General features: G+C 48.2%; 18 protein-coding genes and 1 pseudogene. 14 read left to right on the top strand and 5 right to left on the bottom strand.

The genetic code is table 11. From position 1 onward, the window contains the following. The first annotated feature begins 350 nt into the window (after positions 1–350). From L693_RS31905 to L693_RS0107530, 5 genes are all read left to right on the top strand, one after another. Complete coding sequence (locus L693_RS31905; protein ID WP_264083493.1) at positions 351–473, top strand: hypothetical protein; 123 nt, start codon at positions 351–353, stop codon at positions 471–473. 139 nt (positions 474–612) lie between these two features. Next, positions 613–921, top strand: a complete 309-nt coding sequence (locus tag L693_RS0107545; RefSeq protein WP_025716746.1) for a hypothetical protein — start codon at positions 613–615, stop codon at positions 919–921. Between the two features lie 732 nt (positions 922–1,653). Continuing rightward, positions 1,654–3,156, top strand: a complete 1,503-nt coding sequence (locus L693_RS0107540) for an HD-GYP domain-containing protein (RefSeq protein ID WP_025716745.1) — start codon at positions 1,654–1,656, stop codon at positions 3,154–3,156. Between the two features lie 173 nt (positions 3,157–3,329). Next, entirely contained in the window at positions 3,330–4,775 is a 1,446-nt protein-coding gene (locus tag L693_RS0107535; protein WP_025716744.1) for an ATP-binding protein, read from the top strand. Between the two features lie 46 nt (positions 4,776–4,821). After that, complete coding sequence (locus L693_RS0107530; protein ID WP_025716743.1) at positions 4,822–5,541, top strand: NAD(P)H-binding protein; 720 nt, start codon at positions 4,822–4,824, stop codon at positions 5,539–5,541. Between the two features lie 77 nt (positions 5,542–5,618). On the opposite strand, the gene L693_RS28990 is transcribed toward L693_RS0107530, so the two are convergent. Beyond that, a complete protein-coding gene (locus L693_RS28990) occupies positions 5,619–6,653 on the bottom strand; it encodes a DUF5643 domain-containing protein (RefSeq protein WP_025716742.1) in 1,035 nt (344 codons plus the stop codon). Positions 6,654–6,924: 271 nt separating this feature from the next. Between L693_RS28990 and L693_RS0107520 the strand changes: the two genes are divergently transcribed. After that, positions 6,925–7,302, top strand: a complete 378-nt coding sequence (locus L693_RS0107520; RefSeq protein WP_025716741.1) for a RidA family protein — start codon at positions 6,925–6,927, stop codon at positions 7,300–7,302. A 73-nt stretch (positions 7,303–7,375) separates the two neighbouring features. On the opposite strand, the gene L693_RS0107515 is transcribed toward L693_RS0107520, so the two are convergent. Further along, positions 7,376–8,131: a tryptophan-rich sensory protein gene (locus tag L693_RS0107515; protein WP_025716740.1), complete on the bottom strand. Its 756-nt coding sequence runs from the start codon at positions 8,129–8,131 to the stop codon at positions 7,376–7,378. Positions 8,132–8,378: 247 nt separating this feature from the next. Here L693_RS0107515 and L693_RS0107505 point away from each other — a divergent pair, with 247 nt between their 5' ends. The 3 genes from L693_RS0107505 (at position 8,379) to L693_RS0107495 (ending at position 11,405) form a co-directional block, all read left to right on the top strand. Beyond that, positions 8,379–9,329, top strand: coding sequence for a bile acid:sodium symporter family protein (locus L693_RS0107505; protein ID WP_025716738.1), 951 nt, complete (start codon positions 8,379–8,381; stop codon positions 9,327–9,329). Positions 9,330–9,609: 280 nt separating this feature from the next. Beyond that, entirely contained in the window at positions 9,610–10,734 is a 1,125-nt protein-coding gene (locus L693_RS0107500) for an NADH-dependent flavin oxidoreductase (RefSeq protein ID WP_025716737.1), read from the top strand. Positions 10,735–10,844: 110 nt separating this feature from the next. Continuing rightward, the gene (locus L693_RS0107495; protein WP_025716736.1) at positions 10,845–11,405 is read left to right on the top strand and encodes a GNAT family N-acetyltransferase; all 561 of its coding nucleotides are present in this window, start codon (positions 10,845–10,847) and stop codon (positions 11,403–11,405) included. Here the strand turns inward: L693_RS0107495 and L693_RS0107490 are convergent. Together L693_RS0107490 and L693_RS0107485 are read right to left on the bottom strand one after the other, a co-directional pair. Next, on the bottom strand, positions 11,371–12,996 hold the full coding sequence (locus L693_RS0107490) for a response regulator (protein WP_025716735.1): 1,626 nt from the start codon (positions 12,994–12,996) through the stop codon (positions 11,371–11,373). The genes L693_RS0107495 and L693_RS0107490 overlap by 35 nt on opposite strands. A 6-nt stretch (positions 12,997–13,002) precedes the next feature. Beyond that, the gene (locus L693_RS0107485) at positions 13,003–14,817 is read right to left on the bottom strand and encodes a cache domain-containing sensor histidine kinase (protein ID WP_025716734.1); all 1,815 of its coding nucleotides are present in this window, start codon (positions 14,815–14,817) and stop codon (positions 13,003–13,005) included. A gap of 205 nt (positions 14,818–15,022) precedes the next feature. Here L693_RS0107485 and L693_RS0107480 point away from each other — a divergent pair, with 205 nt between their 5' ends. The 3 genes from L693_RS0107480 (at position 15,023) to L693_RS0107470 (ending at position 18,262) form a co-directional block, all read left to right on the top strand. Further along, entirely contained in the window at positions 15,023–15,904 is an 882-nt protein-coding gene (locus tag L693_RS0107480; RefSeq protein WP_025716733.1) for a carbohydrate ABC transporter permease, read from the top strand. Continuing rightward, a complete protein-coding gene (locus tag L693_RS0107475; protein WP_025716732.1) occupies positions 15,905–16,741 on the top strand; it encodes a carbohydrate ABC transporter permease in 837 nt (278 codons plus the stop codon). 222 nt (positions 16,742–16,963) lie between these two features. Then, positions 16,964–18,262: an ABC transporter substrate-binding protein gene (locus L693_RS0107470; protein WP_025716731.1), complete on the top strand. Its 1,299-nt coding sequence runs from the start codon at positions 16,964–16,966 to the stop codon at positions 18,260–18,262. 275 nt (positions 18,263–18,537) lie between these two features. On the opposite strand, the gene L693_RS0107465 is transcribed toward L693_RS0107470, so the two are convergent. Then, positions 18,538–19,077 carry a dihydrofolate reductase family protein gene (locus L693_RS0107465; protein ID WP_025716730.1) on the bottom strand — a complete coding sequence of 180 codons (540 nt, stop codon included), beginning with the start codon at positions 19,075–19,077 and terminating at the stop codon, positions 18,538–18,540. Positions 19,078–19,185: 108 nt separating this feature from the next. On the opposite strand from L693_RS0107465, the gene L693_RS0107460 reads away from it, so the two are divergent. Both L693_RS0107460 and L693_RS27810 read left to right on the top strand, forming a co-directional pair. Next, positions 19,186–20,124 (top strand): helix-turn-helix transcriptional regulator, encoded by a 939-nt coding sequence (locus L693_RS0107460; RefSeq protein ID WP_025716729.1) that lies wholly within the window; start codon positions 19,186–19,188, stop codon positions 20,122–20,124. A gap of 159 nt (positions 20,125–20,283) precedes the next feature. Continuing rightward, positions 20,284–20,810, top strand: a pseudogene (locus L693_RS27810) (ATP-dependent helicase); the annotation flags it as partial.

Below are 20,810 nucleotides of genomic sequence, written 5' to 3'. Positions count from 1 at the left end.
AGCTTGAGAACTTCAGTTGAAAAAAGGCTTTCGGTGATATAACCGAAAGCCTTTTTTTGTATATTTTTTAACTGGTGGGATGTCTAGGCTTATCTGCGTCTTTTCATAAGCAAAACAACGATCAGCACGACGATGATGACGATCAATAGAAATTTCATATTTGATAACCTCCTTGGTCTGTCATATTTGGTATTGCCATATGTGGTATTAACCATATTGGGTTAGCATGCACCGAACACCTACAACCAAAGCCTTTTTGTTAAGGGGTTGGAAAAAATAGACTGAAGAATCAAAAAGAGGTTTACACTCCTGGCTGGAAAGTGTATACATAAGGTAAGGAGGCGATTGCCATGAGTGATCGTGCATTTCATTTGTTCTATATTATTTTCCTGACGGTTCTGGCACTGGGAAGCGTTGGGGGAATCGTCTGGTGGCTGCGCTCTGTCGGCCGTCAGGAGAAGGAAAAAAACTGAATTTGGCATGGGCATACAAGCCTAAATGCATCTTCCGGTAGGAGGGTGCATTTTTATATGCTATAATGGGAACGTATGTTCTTTGTGACTATCATCCCGGTCAATGGCTGGCTGGGAATCTGGAAGGGGAGGAAAGATGATGCTGCCTGATTTGGAACGAAAGCTATTACGTATCTTGTACAACTATTTTGCCCAGCATCGCCACATGCCGACGATGACGGAATTAACTGCTAAAACGGGCAAGCGAGACGCTGAAATTACAGCTGCCTTGCGACATATGGAACAAGAGCGTTATATCACATGGGAAAATAACACAGGTACCCAACATGTAATTTTACTTGAAGGGTGGGAGCGGCCTTCGATCCATAGGCGTACTCCAATGGAAACAGGGCGCTCCACTACACCGATGACACCGCTCGACAATACAGAATATTGGACGAATTATTAGAAGGTGAGGATTTTGAAAAATGCTAAGGCATTTTAAACTGGAAAATTAATGAGTTTTTAAGGTGTATATCATTTAATTTTAAGAAAGAGAGACTATAATGACCGTATTAACCCCTTTTTGATCAAGCTATAGGCCCTGTCGATGTATCGGCAGGGCCACTTTTTTGTTTATAACATGTTCATTTGGTGAATCAACTAGAAAATCCCCCGGGGATCATCCGGAGGATTGATTGCAGTCTATGTAGACTGCATGGCCTGTTCAAACTTCATCGTTTGACGGCATAATATATATTCAACCCCTGCTACCTTGCATAATATGGTCAGCATGTTCATTAGGGGCAGTCTGATTCCACTGTTCATTTTCCAAACGACAAAAGCCCTACCTCTCTTTCGTCCTTGCGGCTCCGATGACCGCGCCAGTGTGAATGTGAAAATCTTACGGCAAAAGCTCAAAATTCTACATTTGGGTTATACATAAAATTTGGAGAAGCTCCATGCGGTGATAAGGAGTATAGCCTGTTGCGCGGAATCCTATGGGGTCAATACATACTTTATTAGTATAGCAGGAATGATTCTAAAACGCAAGGGGCATTCAATTGTAATCACGCCAACTGCGTATCATCGGATACGTGGTTGTTTTGTTGGCAATGAAGGTTAACTTTTGATGGTTGGACTCCGATATTGAATAAACAAGATATTATATGAGCGTACGGATGAAAAGAGGGGTAGCAATTTGCCGATCTATAAGCGCTTTATTCAGCATGTTATCCTGAACTATGTTATAGGTTCGTTGGCCGCTGTGCTTTTGGTAGGTGCGATTTTTGTATTTTCCACGTTAAATGTAGCCCACTATGAATTTCTGGGGCTTGTGAAAATCATTGTATTGTCTAGCATTATTATGATTGGCTGTGAAGTGATAGCGTTCCGGATGCATCTGAGACCGGTTCATCATTTTTTCCACGGCAAACCAACAACATTCAAGGATGTAGAAGCGGTGTACATACGGGTTCATCATCTGCCTAATTTATCGGCTTTACGTATTATTGGCCCGCATTTGTTAGGGTTCTCCATCCCGGCAGCAGGTATAGCCCTATGGATGATCCATACCGGACAGCTTGCTTTTCCCTCTTATTACGTAGGAATTGCTTGTATAGGTGCTTGTCTGGTTGCTTCCATGCATGCACTGGTTGAATTTTTTCTGACAATGAGAGCGATTCGGCCGCTGCTGGAGGAGCTACAGGAACGGACCTATCAGCAATATGGACTGAACCTGTCACTGCGAGGGCGCGTGCTGCTATCGCTGCGGCATAAATTTCAGTTGAGCGCGACGCTAATCGGTGCTTTTCCGCTGTTTTTATTTTGTCTGGCTACGCAGATTCGGCTGGAGCGATTGGATGCGACCTCCTCCAGCCCCTACTGGCTATGGGCTGGAACGATTTTAATTTTTGGTGTAGCTTTTGCCTATTTGGGAGGAAGACTGCTGACCCGTGAGATCGAGCAGCCGATCCATCATCTGCTGGAGAAAATGAACGAAGTAAAGGAAGGTCACCTGAACAGTAACGCCAGCGACTTGTATTCCGATGAATTTGCGGAGTTAATCGAAGGCTTTAACATGATGATCGAGGGTCTGAAGGAGCGGGAAGAAAAGAACGGTCAGCTATTGGACAGTTATTTTGCTACCTTGGCGGCGGCCCTGGATGCACGGGACGCCTATACCGCGGGGCATTCTTTGCGTGTGGCTGAGTATTCTGTACTCATTGGGCGAAAAGGTGGCTTGAATGAGACGGATCTCGACTTGCTGCGTAAAACAGCCTTATTGCATGATATCGGTAAAATCGGCGTGCCTGATGCTGTACTGCTCAAGGATGGCAAGCTGACAGACGAGGAATTTGATCAGATTAAAATGCATCCCGTCATGGGAGAAAGCATTCTCCGCCAGGTTGAACCGGCTTATGCCATGGCTCCTTATTTGCCTGGTGTGCGCTCGCACCACGAGCGTTATGACGGCAAGGGATACCCAGACCAGCTCTCCGGTGAAGATATCCCGCTTTTTGGGCGGATTATTGCCGTAGCAGATGCGTACGACGCGATGACATCGGATCGCCCATACCGAAAAGGTATGAAGGAAGAGAAGGCGGTTATGATATTGGAGGAAGGAAAAGGGAGCCAGTGGGACCCTTACTTCGCCGAATTATTTGTTCAGGAATGGCGCCGGAATAAGGGCATCATAAGCTGAAATCAGAGATAACTCCACGAGGGCGAGCCACTGCGGTTCGCTTTTTTTGATACCCCTTGGACCGTCATTGGACATGTCGAAAAATGGTGCTTCATGGTATGATGTACAACAAAGACAAAAGCGGTTAGCATAGGCGTGGCATCCAATTTTTTGTGCTATGGGAGTGTGAGTCCGTGCAATTTTCAATGATGTTTGTAATCAATTTGGGAATGCTAATAGCTGTTGCCTATGTGGCGAACGTGATTTATAAATATGGTTTGAGTCGTACCTCTTCGCGGTTCAAATATATCAGCTCGGTGCTGCTGGTGGTATTTGGCGGATGGATCAGCTCTTGCTTTGGCTTTAATTTTAGTGAGACGGTAATTTTCGACCTGCGCTTTGTTCCGTTGATTATTGCAGCGTTGGTGTATCCCCGTTCCTACACGCTTATTATTATTGGGGTGGCGATCGGACTTACGAGATTTACCTTTGGTCTGAATATGGCGGCATGGGTTGGTTTCCTGAATATGAGCATTCTGGGCGTACTGTGTGCAGGATTGAACTACTGGATGCGTCGATCCACCTTGCGTCTGATCATTAAGGCGTCGGTGACCATTTTAGCGGTTAATATCGTCAATACGATAAATATTGCCTTCCTTGGTGTCATTCCCTGGCGCTATTATGTAGCGGAGGTTGTTCCTCTTACACTGCCTATCGGCGTGGTCCTCAGCTTTTTATTTGCTCTGATTTTACGTGATTTTCAGATGGAGCAACTGCGCAATTCTCAGATTAAACAGGCGAACCATCTACTATCGAAGCAGCGCAATGAGCTGCAGAAGGCGAAGGTTGTGTTGGAGGAACGTGCCAAGCAACTCATGATGGCCTCTCAGTATAAATCGGATTTTATGGCAACGATGTCGCATGAACTGCGTACACCTCTTAACAGCATTATTAATCTGGCACAAATTATTAACGAGCAGGGAAAGGAACTGGATGAGGACGAGCTATCCCTCTATAGTGATCTGATCTATGCCTCAGGGCATGATTTGCTCCAATTAATCAATGACATTCTGGATCTGTCCAAGGTCGAGGCTGGGCGCATGGAAATTGTAAATGAACCGGTTAATATACGCGAGCTTGCGCAGGTGATGATGATGCATTTTGAAGTCACTGCAAAGGATAAAAATATTGAATTCAGCCTGAAGGTACATGAAAATATACCGGATGAAATCCGCTCCGATCCCAAACGTGTACAGCAAATTTTACGCAATCTATTGTCCAATGCCTTTAAGTTCACTCATGAAGGAAGTGTATTGCTGGAAATCAGCACACAGCATCTGGATCGAAAGGGACAGGAGGGAGATTGGGTTGTCATGGCAGTGAAAGATACGGGAATCGGTATTTCTGAGCTTCAGCAGCATATTATTTTTGAGGCATTTCAACAGGCAAACAGTTCGATTAATCGCAAATATGGAGGAACCGGATTGGGACTGTCGATTAGTCGCGATTTTTCGCGCTTGCTGGGCGGTTTTATCCGTCTGGAGAGTGAAGAAGGCAAGGGAAGTACCTTTTCCCTGTATTTGCCTATGTGTCCGTCTGAAAGCAAGGAGGCGGGCAAGCAGCCATTTAAATTAACCTGATGCGCCATGTAGAAGCAGAAGTGCTAGGTGCACAAAGGAGGTCATCATGGAACGTAAAGCGGTTGTTGTAGGGGCAACGGGGCTTGTCGGGGGATATGTGGTACGGGAGCTGCTGGTGCAAAAGGAATACGGCCGCGTCATGGTTGTAGGCAGACACCCGCTGGAAATCAAGCATCCCAAGCTTGAGCAGGCAAACATCGACTGGGAGCAGCCGCAGAAGACAGCGTCCGCCTTCGAAGGGGCTGATGATGTTTTTTGCTGTCTAGGGACAACGATGAAGAAGGCTGGCTCCAAGGAACAGTTTCGCAGGGTGGATCTGGACTACCCTGTTCTGACCGCACGGCTGGGAAAGGAAGCCGGTGCTGGGCAGATGCTTGCGATCTCCTCGATGGGAGCCAACCCGAATTCGCGTGTGTTTTACAACCGTACCAAGGGAGAAGCCGAAGAGGCACTTGCCGCTGTTGGATTGCCTGCGCTCCATTTGTTTCGTCCGTCGCTGATTCTGGGCGCGAGACCTGAACGCCGTGCTGGCGAAGCTGCTGCCGCTGTCGTCATGAAGGCACTGGATGGCATGATGACGGGCAAGCTCGCTCCCTACCGTGCTATCCCGGCCTCGGTCATCGCACGAGCCATGGTACGAATTGCGCTCGCGCAGGCGAACGGTGTACATATTTATCCGAATGATATCATCCGGGTCATCGGTGCAGAACTGGCATCCGATGAGGAGGAAGCTGGCGCAGGAATGAGACCGGATAATAATGTGTAAGAGTGGACTGGCATACCCTATGATAACAACGCCGCTGTCACCCGATGGTTCGGATAACAGCGGCGTTATTTGCGGATTTATTTATGGTTTGTATTTTGCGGTACATCTATCGTAATCTCAAATTCAGGAAGGTATTGGCGAGACCAGTGGCCATTAGCGTCCAGAATAGCTCCTCCATCCGGAGTCAAAGGATGAATAAATGGTTTGAAGGTAATCTTTTTCGGCGGGTCGACAAAAGGAGTAAACAACATGACCATTTGTCCAGGTTGATTTTTGGACAGTGTTTTACCCGTGCCTCTAAGCATTTCCAATTCACGTCCCTGATCGTCGAATACCGCATAATCAAGAGATTTGACTACTTTTTTAGTATAGTTTTTGTGCGGTCCCTCTGTGGAAATATACTTGCGTTCTTCTGCATAGTCGTCGGGCATATCCTTAAGGTCCACAAGCATAGTGAACGTTGTGAGGATTTTGGTCGTAACTGGCGTCATTTCCACCCGATTTACAGTAAATTTGAGATACGTATTCGCTTTGCTGATCTGTGGCTTGAGCACCTTGTTATCCAGCTTTGTTTTGTAGACGATAGTTTTCAGTTCAAATGGTTTCGTCACTCCCTTTAGCTTGGCATATACTTTCAGATCAAATTGCTCTGGCAAGGCGGGCAGCCTGCTGGCAGGGTCGCGCATGTAGGAAATCAGCATGGAATTGCTGTCTCTGCCCGGGCTTTCTCCCAAATAGCTAAATACACCATTTTGGCTAAGCATTGATTTTCCGTTAATGAATAGGTCGATTTTTTCATATCCGCCTGAGGTGGAGGGTTCCCTTATAAATTCCGCCACGGGTACGACCCTCTTTTGCTTACGGAGGATCAGATGGCACTCGTTAATAAGGATGCGAAGCAGCCATGTTTTAAAATAACGGAGCTCACGCAGCTCACCCAGAGATTTGTAAGCCTTGAGCATTGCTTCTTGCATCGCGTCTGCGCAATCCTCATTACTGCGGAGAATGGAACGCGCCATACCGTACATATCGGATTCCATATGCTTCATCAAGGCGACGAATGCCTTGCGGTCCCCGTGCCTTGCTTGGTGTAATTTTGATTCGAGCTTCAAAGGATGGTGCTCCTTTCCCGTCTAAACTGGCTGTGATCATTGTACCTGGATTTAAATGCGTAAAATCTTTTTTTAAAAGGTGTACATCAAGTAGATGATGCACAAGCTTTAAAGGTTACAGCCGGGTCGAAAAAATATAGCACAACTGGAAAAATAGTATCTAAGAGCAACTCACCATCCATAAGTGCAGATATGGGGGCGGAATAGTGGCATTAGACATCCCGTGCTATAATACGGTAAAACTAGTATCAGGAAGGAGACTCCAATAGATATGAAGAAAACCATTTCTACTGAAAAAGCACCCGGTGCTATCGGCCCTTATAGTCAAGCGGTAGAGGCGGGCGGGTTTATTTACACCTCAGGACAGCTTGGACTGAACCCGGCGACAGGTGAGTTTGGTAAAGACGTACAGGAACAGGCGCGTTTGTCTCTAAGCAACGTACAAGCCATCCTGGACGCGGCAGGCAGCCATATGAATCAGGTTGTGAAAGTGACTGTATTCCTGAAGGATATGAACGATTTTGTCAGCGTCAATGAAGTGTACAGCTCTTTCTTTGCGCAGCCGTATCCGGCTCGCAGTGCGGTGGAGGTAGCCCGTCTGCCTAAGGATGCACTGGTGGAGATTGAAGTCATTGCATTGAAAGGCTAATAAATACGACAAACGGGTGTCCCCTATAATAGAGGCACCCGTTTGTTCTCGTTACAGATGACATTAGTTTCCTTTAATCTGGGTCGCGGTTACGTGCCAAGAATAGCCATAGCGCGTACACCAGAATGATTGCCGCCAGGATCAATGCAGCCAGCCGCACCTTCTCATGGTCTGGATGCCCGATGGCGATGGCGACATAGCCCCATACGAATACGAGGGGATATATGCTGTCACGGTAAGGGAAGCTGATCAGGATGGCAATGGCGGTTCCAATGAGCAGGATAATGATTGCCCATGTGAGTTCACTGAGTCCCCAGCCGCTCCATTCATTTTTATTCAGGGCAACCGCGATGTTGATAATGGTAGCAACAGACACCCAACCGAGATTCAGGCTGAATGGCAGCTTGACGAACCACATTTCCCCGCGAGTTGGTTGTGGCGTGCGGGTACGTGCGTATACGACGATCAGGGAGAGCGAGTACAAAATAATGACGATGACGCACAGCTCTACATAGACATACTGCCACAGGAAAATCCAGATGATGTTGAAGAGACAGCTTAAAATGAAGAAAATCCCGATGGACTGGACATTTGTCTTCGCTTGGCCTGCAGGTGTGGCTTGATACACGACAAAGCAGGCAAGCAGCAGGTAGATGACCGACCAGATGGAGAAGGCGTAGCCTGCTGGTATTACCAAGGTAGGATACATATTGGATACAGCAGCAGTGCTTCTGCCGCCGATGGAAAGTGTAGAAGCCAAAATATTAACAACGATAACAGCGATGAATGCAAGAATGTTCCACCATTTATACGGATGGCTTCGCGACATAGAGATACCTCCCTCCTAAATGAGTGAGTGATGAACGAAATGACCGACTGGTCATCATCTTCTATTATGAATATACCCACTTTGCTACCAATTATGTTCGAGCAGGAAAAAGTTTCAGGGTCCAAATATATTCATAAAAAGTTGTATGTATATGCAGTCATATGTAGTACAATGAAAAAAATTTTAAGCACTATAAAAGCTGGATTTGCTCAAATTCAGCTTATATAGAAGTAAGGAGATAAGTGGAATGAATAGTTTGGAAAAAGTAGGGAAATTTGCGGGAAGAACCTTTTCGATCTGGGTACTTTTATTTGCATGTTTGGGGTTTTTCTTTCCTGCGGCGTTTATAGGGTTGAAAGGATACATACAGCTATTTCTTGGCATCGTCATGTTCGGCATGGGATTAACCTTATCCTCGACGGATTTTCGTGAAGTATTTCGTCGTCCGGTCGATGTAGCTATTGGTGTAGTCGGGCATTATCTGATAATGCCGTTTCTGGCGTACGCATTGGCGTTGGTACTGCAGTTGCCGCCGGATATTGCGGTAGGAGTTATTTTGGTAGGCTGCTGCCCAAGCGGAACCGCGTCCAACGTCATGACTCTTTTATCAAAAGGTGACGTGGCGCTGGGTGTGTCGATTGCTTCAGTGTCGACGCTGATTGCTCCATTGGCGACCCCGGCCATGATTAGCCTGCTTGCCGGGCGTTGGATGAATATTAATGCAAAGTCGCTGATTATGGATATTCTCATCGTGGTTATCGTACCGATAGTGCTGGGCGTTATCGTTAAATCGCTATTGCGCAAACAGGCGGATGCGAGTGTCAAGGCATTGCCGCTTGTATCGACGCTGGCGATTGTACTGATCGTGGCGATTGTGGTTGCAGGCAGCAAGGGCAAGATTTTGGAAACCGGCCCGATTATTTTTGCGGTAGTCATTTTACATAATGGTATCGGGTTCCTGCTAGGGTATTGGTTTGCCAAGCTGTTCGGCATGAATCTGTCCAAACGTAAAGCTGTTACATTGGAGACGGGGATGCAAAATTCCGGCTTGGGCGCTGCGTTGGCAGCTGCTCATTTTAACCCGATTGCTGCTGTGCCGAGTGCGATCTTCAGTGTGTGGCACAATATTTCCGGCTCGTTGCTCGCGACCTGGTTTTCCCGCCGGGAGGAGAAGAATAGCACAGGTGGAAGCAATTAAGCTATTTGTCATAGGCGACTTGTCATAAGTCGAGGGCTTGTGAAAAGTGGCTAAGGTTCAGGTTTTCGGGACAGTTTAAGGAGGTCAGAAAGGTAGGATTTGACTTTATGGGGGCGGATCATTATACTGTGGTTATTATAACCACTGTATTAAAGTAAGCAATTAAAATAAGCAACGGCAGACAGGCTTCATCATCGAAGTAAAATTACTCCGAATTCGCATTCGGCTTCATGGTTTACGGCCCTATCTGATCTAACTTAAACTGAAGGAGAGAAAATGAATGAATCCGAAATATAAGCCTTTATTTGATGCTTTTACCCTGCCCTCTGGCGTTACGTTGAAAAACCGTATTACGATGGCACCGCTGACTAACTGTGCGTCTCATGAAAATGGTGAAGTCAGTGACCAGGAGTTGGCTTACTACCGTGAGCGTTCCGGCGGTGTAGGTGCGGTCATTACCGCTTGCGTGTACGTGACTCCAGATGGTAAAGGCTTTGTAAATGAGTTTGGTGCGGACAAGGATGAAATGATTCCGAGCCTGCGCCGTCTAGCTGACACGATTCATCAGGAGGGCGCAAAAGCGATTCTGCAAATTTTTCATGGCGGTCGTTTGTGCCCACCGGATCAGATACCGGACGGACAGCCGATCAGCGCAAGCGCGGTGGCTGCGGAAAAAGAAGGCGCACCTGTACCGCGTGAAATGACTACCGACGATATTCACCGTGTCATCCGCGCCTATGGCGAAGCTACTCGCCGCGCGATTGAAGCGGGCTATGACGGTGTGGAGCTTCACGGAGCGAATGGATATCTGGTGCAGCAGTTCTTCTCCCCACATTCCAATCTTCGTACCGATGAGTGGGGAGGCAGTCTTGAGAAACGCTTGACCTTCCCACTGGCGGTTGTTCATGAAGTGAAGAAAGTGATCGCAGAGCATGCGAAGCAGCCATTCATTTTCGGATATCGTTTGTCTCCCGAGGAAGGACATACGCCGGGCATTACATTGGACGATACACTGGTGCTCGTAGACCGCTTGGCAGATCAAGGTCTGGATTACCTGCACATTTCCGTAAATCATTTCTTCGGCGGGTCCATTCGTGATCGTAGTGCAGAACAATCCCGTACCGTTATCATTCATGAAAAGGTGGGCGACCGTGTGCCTGTCATGGGCGTCGGCTCGCTGAATACGCCTGACGAAGCTCTCGGCGCACTGGAGACAGGTGTACCGCTGGTTTCACTGGGACGTCCGCTTTTGATGGAACCGCAATGGGTTCAGAAGGTGCAGCACGGCACTGAAGATACGATCCGCACGACATTGTCCAAGCAAGCTCAACAGGAGCTGGTTATCCCTGACTACATGTGGGGGGCGCTGACGACGATTCCTGACTGGTTGCCTGTTACGGACTAAATCCCGAATGAAATGAATGAGGATACCCTGGGTTGCTTCCATGCACCCGGGGTATTTTTCTGCCCTGTAGATACATGCATACGAAAAACAGAGAAAGAAGGAAAATGGCGATGTTACAGTCCACCCATCCCGGGCTACAAATTCGGCTTTTACAAGTCAGTGATGCAGAACGATTGCTGGAGATCAGACGTGAAAATTTTGAGTTTTTCAAGCCGTTTGAGCCGGAACGAGCTGAAGTTTACTTTACGCTGGAAGAACAGGCACGTCTGATCTCCGTTGGTCTTGAGGCTGCACAAGCAGGACAAGGATATACGTTTGGACTTTTTTTGCCGGAAAATGATAGGCTGATCGGCAGAATGGAGCTGTCGGGCATAGCCAGAGGCCCTTTTCAAAATGCGAATCTGGGCTACTTTGTAGACCCTGCATATCACGGACAAGGCTATGCCACCTCCGCAGTGAAAGACATTGTACGTTATGCCTTGAGTGAGTTAGAATTGCACCGTATTCAGGCCGGGGTCATGCCGAGGAATACGCCGTCTAATCGAGTGATGGAAAAGGCCGGATTCCGTCGTGAAGGGCTGGCGCTAAACTATTTGAAGATTAATGGTATCTGGGAAGATCATGTGCTGTATGCGATCACAGCTGAAGATTTGCAGAATGGCGCTTTCTGAATTCGCCAGGCGTGACTCCCTCCAGTTTTTTGAACACCTTGCCAAAATATTTTTCATCCTGATACCCGACCATGCCGGCTATATGATGAAGTCGCAGCTTGTCATTCAGCAGTAGCAGCTTCGCTTTGTCCATCCTGATCCGGCACAAATAGTCGGACAGATTCACGCCGTATTCCTGCTTGAATTTGCGAGAGATATATTCTCGGCTGAGGTAAAAACGGCTCGCCATATCCTGTAGAGAAATATCCTCGTCGTAGTGAGCATCCAAATAGCGGGCAATATCACGGATCGTCGGGTTATTTGGACTATGGCTTGGTGTAAGTGCCTGACCGGCTGCCAGAATGCGGTTTTCGATCTGTTTTTTCCATAAGGGCAGGGATAGCAGGCCACGATTGTCGAGGGGCAGAGCAGGAATGGCGCTTGCTCCATCGGCCAGTTCCTCGCCTTCGGTATCTCCGGGTCTGTCATTCAGCCAACGGGCCAGCATCCAGTCTAGCTCCTGATTCCAGCCAGTGAGCTGCTCCGCCGTAACTGAGGGCAGCTCGGCAACAGCTGCTATCCAGTGGCCTACTGTCGCAGCTACACGACTGGCGTTACAACTGAGCGCGCTAAGTCGCAGCTCTTCTTCCATCTCGGGCAGCCGGGGAAGATGCACGGACAGTCTTGCAGGCGAATTATGGTGCAGCCAATCGGTGGACTGCAACACATCCCGTTTCCACAATGCTTGCCGCGCCTCATGGTAGGCTGTAGCTGCCGCTATGGGAAAGGCACCGAAGGAACCAATACCGAAATGCATATAGCATCGCAATGCTGTTTTGATCCCTGTGTGGATATCCTGCAAAAGCAGCGGCCAACGGGACGGCTCGCCCCAGTACAGCAAAATAACTTCGTCCATACGCTCCAAATGACGGAATGCAATTCCGGTCCGGGAAGCCATGAGAAACTCATTACAGATGTTAATCAGGGAGAAGCTCAGCAGCGGACGCCTCGTTTTGTATTTATCCAGCATATCGCCATCCAGTTGAGTGATGCTCATCACAGCTGCATTGCACATTTGAATCCCCCCGGGAAGACCTAGCTCCTCGCGTAAGGGCGTGATGGAAAGAGTGGTATTCGCCGTACCGGATACCAGCTCGGTCAAGAGTTTATCAGCATAGTGCGGCCTCATCCGGTTTACTTCGATAGCCTGCATTGTCTGCCTGCGCCGATCCTGCTCCGCTGTTCGCCATGCCTTGGTGGCTTTGGATAGAGCCTCGTTAATCTCAACCGGGTCTACAGGCTTGAGAATATAGTCCATCCCTCCCCGGCGGATGGCCTGCCGGACCAGATCAAAATCGTCATGGCCGCTTACCACCACAACTCTAGTCGCCGGGGAATGGACCTGAATCCACTCCATCAGGGCTACTCCATCTTTGCCGGGCATCCGCATATCCGTGAGCACAACAGGTGGGGAAAGGGCCGTGATGAGCTCAATCGCCTGATCGCCCGACTCGGCTTCGATCACCTCGGTCACGCCGCAAGTCTCCCAATGTACGAGCATCCGAATGGCATGGCGCACATGCTTTTCATCATTCACAATCAAGACTTTCATAACAGATCACTCTCCCTTAATATGAATTCCGGTGTGAGCTTCGGTACGAATTTCGAGTGTATAACGAACGCCATGAGGCAGAATATTGTCTACACACAGGGTATTGGAACCGTCCTCCGAATGAAGCTGAATACGCAATAGAACATTACGTAGTCCGATGGAATCCTGTTCGCTGATGTCCGGTTCCTCGTAGGCTTTTAGCGGACGCTTCAGCATATGCTGAAGCTGCTCCAACTCGGCCTGCGAAATGGATGCTCCGTTATTTTCCACTATGATCCTCACAATTCCTTCGCGAATTCGGCAGCCTGTAATGTGAATTTTGCCAGGGCCGAGCCGGGGATCAGCACCATGCTTAAAATAGTTTTCCACCAATGGCTGGAGAATCATTTTAGGCACGCGGTCATTCAGGACCTCATCATCCCACTGGTAAGTCACCTCTAATTGCTCCCCAAAGCGTTCCTTTTGCAAATCAAGATATTGCCTTACATGCTCGGCCTCATCCTTGAGCGTAACGACGGTATGATCTCGCATGTTATAGCGCAGCATTTTGGCAAGGGAGGAGAGCAGAGAATAGATCCGCGGTATCTCATGCTGTAGAGCCAGCGTTCCAATAGACTGTAGCGTATTATATAAAAAGTGAGGATTAATCTGCGCCTGAAGCGCTTTCAATTGATGTGTCTTGTTTGCCAGCTCCAGCTTGTATTCCCTCAAGATAAGGTTGTTGATGGTATCCATCATCTGTCTGAAGCTGCGTGATAGCACCCCGATCTCATCGTTGCTCATGGCCCGGATGTCTACATCGAGTTGACCGGATTGAATTTGATTTATGTAGCGAGTCAGTCGCTTAATAGGCTCCGTAATTCTTATGGAAATCCATAGCGTGGCGACAATGACAAGCAGCAACGCGGTGCTTGCAATGGCTACATTGATCTGGGTCAGGCGAGTGGCCCGTAAATAAAGCGTTCGATTAGGAATTTTCTTAACGAGCGTCCAGCCTGACAGGCTGGCATCCAGCTTGCCGTACACATGCAGTGCCATATCATCCTCGATTACTCCGTGCTCGCCTTCATTAGAAATTCGATTGAACAGGCCGGATTCCTTCCAGCGTGTTCCAATTGCTGCTTCATCTCCACTATATATGATCGTTCCGTGCTGATCGACCAAGAATAGCTCCTCTGTATCCGCATTATACAATTGACGGCAGATGCTGCGCAGCGGATCGAGACGAACATCTATAGCCAGTACCCCAAGCATCTCTGAAGAAGGAATATTCCGTATCGCCCGATGGAGTGTAAGTACCTGCCGTTGTGTGTCATGCTCTGCATAGGAAACCGCCGAAAAGCCGTACAAATGCTTCTTATGCGACGGCTGTATGAATAATCCGGAAGAACCGTAATGGATAGAGCCGGGGAAGGGCTCAAGCCGAAATTCCCGAAGAGGGACTGTGCTGATAATCAGGGTAGATTGCCCTGCCTGAAAAGAGTGCAAATATACCTGGTCGATGCCTGACGAAGCATTCAGCATCGTTTGCAGCGTCGTGTAAATTTCGGCGACGGCCCGGTAATCATCCGGAATTTTGGCCAGATTGCGTAGAAAATGAGGGTCATTATAAACTCCGATGGACGCGCGATTTAATCCCTGCAAGTAGTTATCCAAATTTGTGATTCCCTGAAAAATAAGTCGTTCATTTTCTTGGGTGGCCTGCTCTCGCAAGGATTGCTTGGTGAGAATAAAGGTCATGGTCATCGACAGCAGCAGCGGCAGGGTGACTGCAATGAGCAGAAACCAGATCAAACGGGAACGAATGCTATGAAATTTCATAGAGGTAGCTCCTTTCACGATTCAAGACAAGCCAGAGGTCAATAAATTCCCCCTAATGGTTCACGATCTTGCGTGTTCTCAAGAGCGCTTATTCGACATAATGAATATGTGAACCGCCAATCCTGCGGCCCAAATATCCATGCCGCTTGTTGAGGAGCCGTAGGAGCGTTCCAGACACCAACAGACTACAAAAGGGGGGATCGGTTTGAACCGCGCCAAGTCGTCGCAATGGCTCCAGCAATGGATTTTTGTAGGACCGTCGACGTTATTTTTCGTTATCATTATTGTAATCCCTTTCATCCTGGGAATGTACTATTCTTTTACAGAGTGGAATGGGGTTGCCAATCAGGCGAAGTGGGTCGGGTTGGATAATTTCAGTCACATTTTATGGGATGATGGCAAATTTAGGACAGCGTTTTGGTTTACGGTCCGTTTTACGGTGATTGGAGTGGTGGCTGCGAATGTGATGGGCTTTCTGCTGGCGTATTTCCTAACCAAGCCGCTGAAAACAAAAAATGTGCTCAGGACTATTTTTTTCATGCCTAATGTGATCGGTGGGCTGCTGCTTGGATTTATCTGGCAGTTTATTTTCGTCAAAGGCTTTGCCACAATTGGAGAAAGCACGAATTGGTCTTTCTTTAATCTATCCTGGCTGGGAGATGAGATTACGGCCTTCTGGGGGATTGTAATCGTATTTATCTGGCAAACCGCCGGGTATTTGATGGTCATTTATATTTCTTCCCTGACCAATGTGCCACGGGATATGCTGGAAGCAGCCGAAATTGACGGAGCGAGCCGGATGCAAATATTAAGGTCGATTATACTGCCATTGATCATGCCTGCGGTTACGGTATGTCTTTTCCTGGCGATATCATGGTCGTTTAAAATGTTCGATCTTAATTTGTCGTTAACCAAGGGGGGGCCTTTCGGGTCCACGGAATCGGTGGCACTCAATATCTACAATGAAGCGTTTGTGAATAATCGTTACGGATTGGGAACGGCCAAAGCGCTCATTTTCTTTATTATTGTTGCACTTGTTACGAGCCTTCAGGTGCGCCTGACGAAAAGCCGGGAGGTGGAGGCGTAAATGGAAACAAGCAAGCGCTACCGGTTCGGAACATGGACGACTGAACTGGTCATGATCCTGGTCGCTTTGTTATTCCTCGTTCCGTTTTATTTTTTGTTTGTGAACTCAGTCAAAAGCTTTGGTGACCTGCTCACCGATTCTGCGGCCTGGCCACAAACCTTTGTATGGAGTAATTATGCCAGAGCGTGGAGCATTACGCGTTTTCCCGAAGCCTTGTGGAACTCACTCGTGGTGACGGTAGTCAGCAATTTGCTGCTCGTGCTGATCAGCTCGATGGCTGCTTATCGGATGGTTCGGTACCCCACGCGTTATAACCGGGTATTGTTCGGCCTGTTCGTGGCTGCGATGGTCATCCCTTTTCAATCGGTGATGATCCCTTTGGTCAAGGTCGTAAGCACGCTGGATTTAATGAACAGCATCACTGGGCTGGTGATCTGCTATTTGGGCTTTGGTGCGCCTATGTCCATCTTTCTCTTTCACGGGTTTATCAAAGGTGTGCCGGTCGAGGTGGAGGAGGCGGCTACGGTGGACGGCTGTACACCCTATGGTGTGTTTTTCCGTATTGTCTATCCGTTGATGCTGCCGATGATGGTGACGGTTATTATTTTAAATACGCTCTGGATCTGGAATGACTATCTCCTGCCATCCCTGGTGCTGCAAAAGGCTGAACTGCGCACGATTCCGATTGCTACCTATGCCTTTTTCGGACAATACACAAAGCAATGGGATTTGGCATTGCCTGCTCTGGTACTTGGCATTTTGCCAGTCATTGCATTCTTTCTGGCCATGCAAAAATATATTATTCAAGGTATTATGGCTGGTTCGGTCAAAGGCTGAGTGTGGGATGAACTGAAAATGTACATGGTGTGCCACTCCGCAAACGGATGGTACTTACCATCGCTGTTGCCTCCAGATTCCCCTGAATAAACAAATAAAGGTGGGAATTTAGAGACAAAGGCGAGCGCTATCGCTTGTTCAGCACCATTCCGTTTGCTCCGTTTCGATATGAATTTTTCGAGTTCATTTGATATGAAATTTAGAATAGAAAGGAACATGAATATGAAAACACGCTCTTATAAAAAGAAAGCCCAGGCACTGATTCTTCTTTTTGCAGCCTTCGCACTGGTTTTGGCAGGTTGTAACAGCAGTGGTAGCGAACAAAATGCAGGCAAAGAGGAAGTGAAGGAGAAGACGATTCACATTTTCCAATTCAAGGTGGAGATCGCAGAAGCGCTAAATCGTATGAAGGCGGAATATGAAGCGACTCACCCGGGGATCAAGCTCGACATTCAGACGGTAGGCGGGGGCAGTGACTATGGAGCTGCGTTAAAGGCAAAGTTCGCGTCTGGAGAACAGCCGGATATTTTTAACGTCGGAGGCTATCGTGAGCTGGATACGTGGCTGGAATACCTGGAGGACCTGTCCGACCAGCCTTGGGTCGGTGATGTGGTCGATGTCGCCAAAGAGCCGATGACCAAAGACGGCAAGCTGTATGGTCAGCCGATGAATCTGGAGGGATACGGCTTTATTTATAACAAGGATTTGTTCAAGAAGGCGGGGATTACGGAGACACCTAAAACGCTGTCCGAGCTGGAGGGAGCCGCTCAAAAGCTGCAAGCCGCTGGGATTACACCTTTTTCGAATGGATATCAGGAGTTTTGGGTGCTGGGGAACCATTTGCTGAACGTGGCATTTGCCAATCAGCCCGACCCGTCAGCCTTCGTCAAGGGACTAAATGACGGAACTGCGAAAATCCCGGGCAATGCCGTATTCGCTGAGTGGATTAAGCTGTTCGATCTGACGCTCAAGTATGGCAATTCGAAGCCGCTGACGACCGATTACAATACGCAGGTAACGAATTTTGTCACTGGCAAGGCAGCGATGATGCAACAGGGGAACTGGACTCAGGTCCAAATTGACGGGATTAACCCGAAGCTGAATCTGGGTATTCTGCCTATGCCGATCGGTGAAGATGCTACTGCTGGAGATAAGCTGTTTGTTGGTGTTGCCAACAACTGGGTGGTTAACAAAAATTCATCTGTCAAAGCTGAGGCGAAGGAGTTTTTAAACTGGATGGTGACCTCCGAGCAGGGGAAACAGTATATCACCAAGGAGTTCAAGTTCATTCCGGCCTTCAAAAGCATAAAAGGGGCAGAGTCCGATATGGGCCAATTGGGTGCCGAGGTCGTGAAATATAGTCAGGAAAACAAGCTGCTGGGCTGGTTCTTTAGCCGCTATCCTGAAGGAGCGCAGCAAGAGTTTGGTAGTCAGATGCAAGCCTACGTGGCTGGTAAATCTGATGCCAATAAACTATTTGAGGGTTTTCAGAGCACGTGGGATAATTTAAAAAGCAAATAGTTAGGTAGAGCACGCGATATAGCCTTCGTATGTCAGGGAGAGTGGTATAACCCTGACATACGAAGGCTTTTTTGTAAATTAATTATATAGGCTGAACTCGAAAAATGTACATAAAAACGAAGTAGGCGGAATGGGCCTGTACAAGCGAAGCGGTCGCTTTTGTCCCCGGATTTTCTATCCTTATAAAAGGCTTTATTCAAGAAATCCGAGGGCGGTGGCGATGGGAAGCAGCATCCGACTGCGCAGTGGCACGATATGAAACTTTCAAGCTCGGCTTATATATCATAATGAAGCAAAACGATATCCCCGCGCCGCTCTATTTCCTTGAGTTCAAACGTACTTGGCAGCGTGCCTTCTGGAAATAGCGGTATTCCTTGCCCAAGGACTTTGGGAATGATCGCAATGATAGCCTTCTTCAGTAGCCCCTCCCGCATAAAGGCTTGAACTAGCTGGCCCCCACCCACCAGCCATACAGCTCCTTCTGATTGCTCTTGCAGACGCGGGACAAGCTCGGTCAGAGCCTCGTCCGTGAACGTAACATGTGGTGCTTGCTGATGCTCTGTTAATGACCTCGTGAGTACGTAACATGGCTTACCCGCATAAGGAAAATCATCGGAGAGCTTCAATACCTCCTCATATGTCAGCCTGCCCATCAGCACCGTGCCTACGGTGTCATAAAAGTCGGCATAACCGTTGTCCCCGCCATCCCCTTTGACATCATGCAGCCAGTCCACCGAGCCATCCGGCAATGCAATATACCCGTCAAGACTCATGGCAATATACAATACAACTTCGTTTGATTTGATTACATTCATCATTCATCGCTCCTTTCTAACGCCTATGTTACAATATATTTATGACACATCTTGTCGTAGTTAATTTATCATTTGAATTTATCTTTTGATCGGTCAAAAGGAGTACTTATGAACGAACGCAGAATCGCCCTTATGAGGATACTGGATTCCCGAAAAAAATATACGGCGCGTGAGCTGGCCGAGCGTTTTGGCGTCTCCGTCAGAACGATTCAAAGAGATCTCGACTATTTGCAGCAGACCGGGCTACCCCTTTATACCGAAACCGGGCCTCATGGCGGCTATCGGGCACTTCCCAATAGACTTCTTCCTCCCCTTCACCTTGCCCGCGATGAGGCTTTTGGTCTTTTTCTCATGCTGCAGCTGTTGGAAACCATACCGGATGTCCCTTTTGGATCGGTTCGGGAGCATTTGTCCGAGCAGTATTATGCCGAGCTCCCACAGGATGTGCGGGATAGCATTGATCAGCTAAAGGATCATATTTCGTTTCGCATGCTGCCCACTCACGCAGATTCACCCTATACCTCGCTTATTTTAGAGGCTGCGATGAATAGGCGGCGGGTGAACATGCTTTACCGCTCTGTGACTGGGGACAAGTGGACTAAAGTATACCCGGTTGGACTCTATTTTGAGCATGGATATTGGTACATGCCTGCGCATAGCAGAGATCGGATCATTTTGTACCGCTCAGACCGCGTGATTACAATGACCATACTGGAGGACACCTTATCCAGCCTTCCCACACTTCAGGAATGGTTAGCTTCGGAGGATTGCCGCAAAGGAATTTCGGCAAAAATAAGATTTACGCCATTTGGTGCTCGGCTGGCGGAATCAGACCCCATCTTCCAAAATGTCTCTCGTCATGAATGGCAGGGACATATTCCGGCCGAAGAATTTACATATGTATCCAGACATCTGTTAAAATACGGGCCAGAGGCCGAGGTCATATATCCGAAAGAGCTGCGGATACGGGTCAAGCAACTGCTGCAAGACAGCCTCAATCCTTATCTGAAGGATGATGAAGCGGATGACGAAAGAAAAGAGACTTGATTTTATAGATCAAGCCTCTTTTTTATAGTTCATCACATGAATATTTATGGCTATGAACTGATGGCAGCTCATATTTATTTTTGCGATAAAGTTTTGAAAAGAGCTGATTTTCGTATATGATGAAGAGTAATAATTCAAAAGGCTGGACGGGAGACAGATATGAATCAACCGCTTTATGGAATATGGCTCGGAGATGTGTTTTTTTGCTTTTCTGGTGAGACGTCGGAACCACGTATAGATGCGTGGAGCAGTATAATCCGCAGGCTGACACTGAAGGGAGACCTTCGGCCGTTTCGGCAGGCTGCGTTGCGTCTTGCCGAGGTACGGATACCGAACACTGCTCGTGTAGAGACCGTAGGCAGAGGTGGCAAAAGACGTTCTATGCTGGGCCGTACGCTGGAGGGCTTGGCGCTCGAACCGCGCGAGACGATGGCTCTGCTGACTCGCATCGACGAGAAGGGCTGTGCCGCGTCAGGCATTACACTGGGTGAGGAAATGCAATATTGGCAAAAGGCCGCCTATTTTGCGTTGGAGCTGATGCAGCGGGGCGAAATCGTGCCTTCGCTTACAGAGGCGCGTCCCTCCGGACCGCGCCGACGCGGCCCGGAGGCGGCTGTCGGGGTATGGATTCCGCGGCTGCGCCAGGAGGAGGACATTCGCCGCTTTCATGAGCTGGCTGCTGCGAT

This window comes from Paenibacillus sp. 1-18 (genome assembly GCF_000520755.1).
GTDB classification, from domain to species: domain Bacteria; phylum Bacillota; class Bacilli; order Paenibacillales; family Paenibacillaceae; genus Paenibacillus; species Paenibacillus brasilensis.
Note: the sequence above shows the minus strand (reverse complement) of the source record. Positions and strands in the feature narration are given on the sequence as shown.

What these genes read in the sequence shown, in the direction of transcription:
- L693_RS31905 (WP_264083493.1), top strand. Translation starts at nt 351, where the DNA reads ATGAGTGATCGTGCATTTCATTTGTTCTATATTATTTTCCTGACGGTT.
- L693_RS0107545 (WP_025716746.1), top strand. Translation starts at nt 613, where the DNA reads ATGCTGCCTGATTTGGAACGAAAGCTATTACGTATCTTGTACAACTAT.
- L693_RS0107530 (WP_025716743.1), top strand. Translation starts at nt 4,822, where the DNA reads ATGGAACGTAAAGCGGTTGTTGTAGGGGCAACGGGGCTTGTCGGGGGA.
- L693_RS0107520 (WP_025716741.1), top strand. Translation starts at nt 6,925, where the DNA reads ATGAAGAAAACCATTTCTACTGAAAAAGCACCCGGTGCTATCGGCCCT.
- L693_RS0107515 (WP_025716740.1), bottom strand. Translation starts at nt 8,131, where the DNA reads ATGTCGCGAAGCCATCCGTATAAATGGTGGAACATTCTTGCATTCATC.
- L693_RS0107505 (WP_025716738.1), top strand. Translation starts at nt 8,379, where the DNA reads ATGAATAGTTTGGAAAAAGTAGGGAAATTTGCGGGAAGAACCTTTTCG.
- L693_RS0107500 (WP_025716737.1), top strand. Translation starts at nt 9,610, where the DNA reads ATGAATCCGAAATATAAGCCTTTATTTGATGCTTTTACCCTGCCCTCT.
- L693_RS0107495 (WP_025716736.1), top strand. Translation starts at nt 10,845, where the DNA reads ATGTTACAGTCCACCCATCCCGGGCTACAAATTCGGCTTTTACAAGTC.
- L693_RS0107490 (WP_025716735.1), bottom strand. Translation starts at nt 12,996, where the DNA reads ATGAAAGTCTTGATTGTGAATGATGAAAAGCATGTGCGCCATGCCATT.
- L693_RS0107485 (WP_025716734.1), bottom strand. Translation starts at nt 14,817, where the DNA reads ATGAAATTTCATAGCATTCGTTCCCGTTTGATCTGGTTTCTGCTCATT.
- L693_RS0107475 (WP_025716732.1), top strand. Translation starts at nt 15,905, where the DNA reads ATGGAAACAAGCAAGCGCTACCGGTTCGGAACATGGACGACTGAACTG.
- L693_RS0107470 (WP_025716731.1), top strand. Translation starts at nt 16,964, where the DNA reads ATGAAAACACGCTCTTATAAAAAGAAAGCCCAGGCACTGATTCTTCTT.
- L693_RS0107465 (WP_025716730.1), bottom strand. Translation starts at nt 19,077, where the DNA reads ATGAATGTAATCAAATCAAACGAAGTTGTATTGTATATTGCCATGAGT.
- L693_RS0107460 (WP_025716729.1), top strand. Translation starts at nt 19,186, where the DNA reads ATGAACGAACGCAGAATCGCCCTTATGAGGATACTGGATTCCCGAAAA.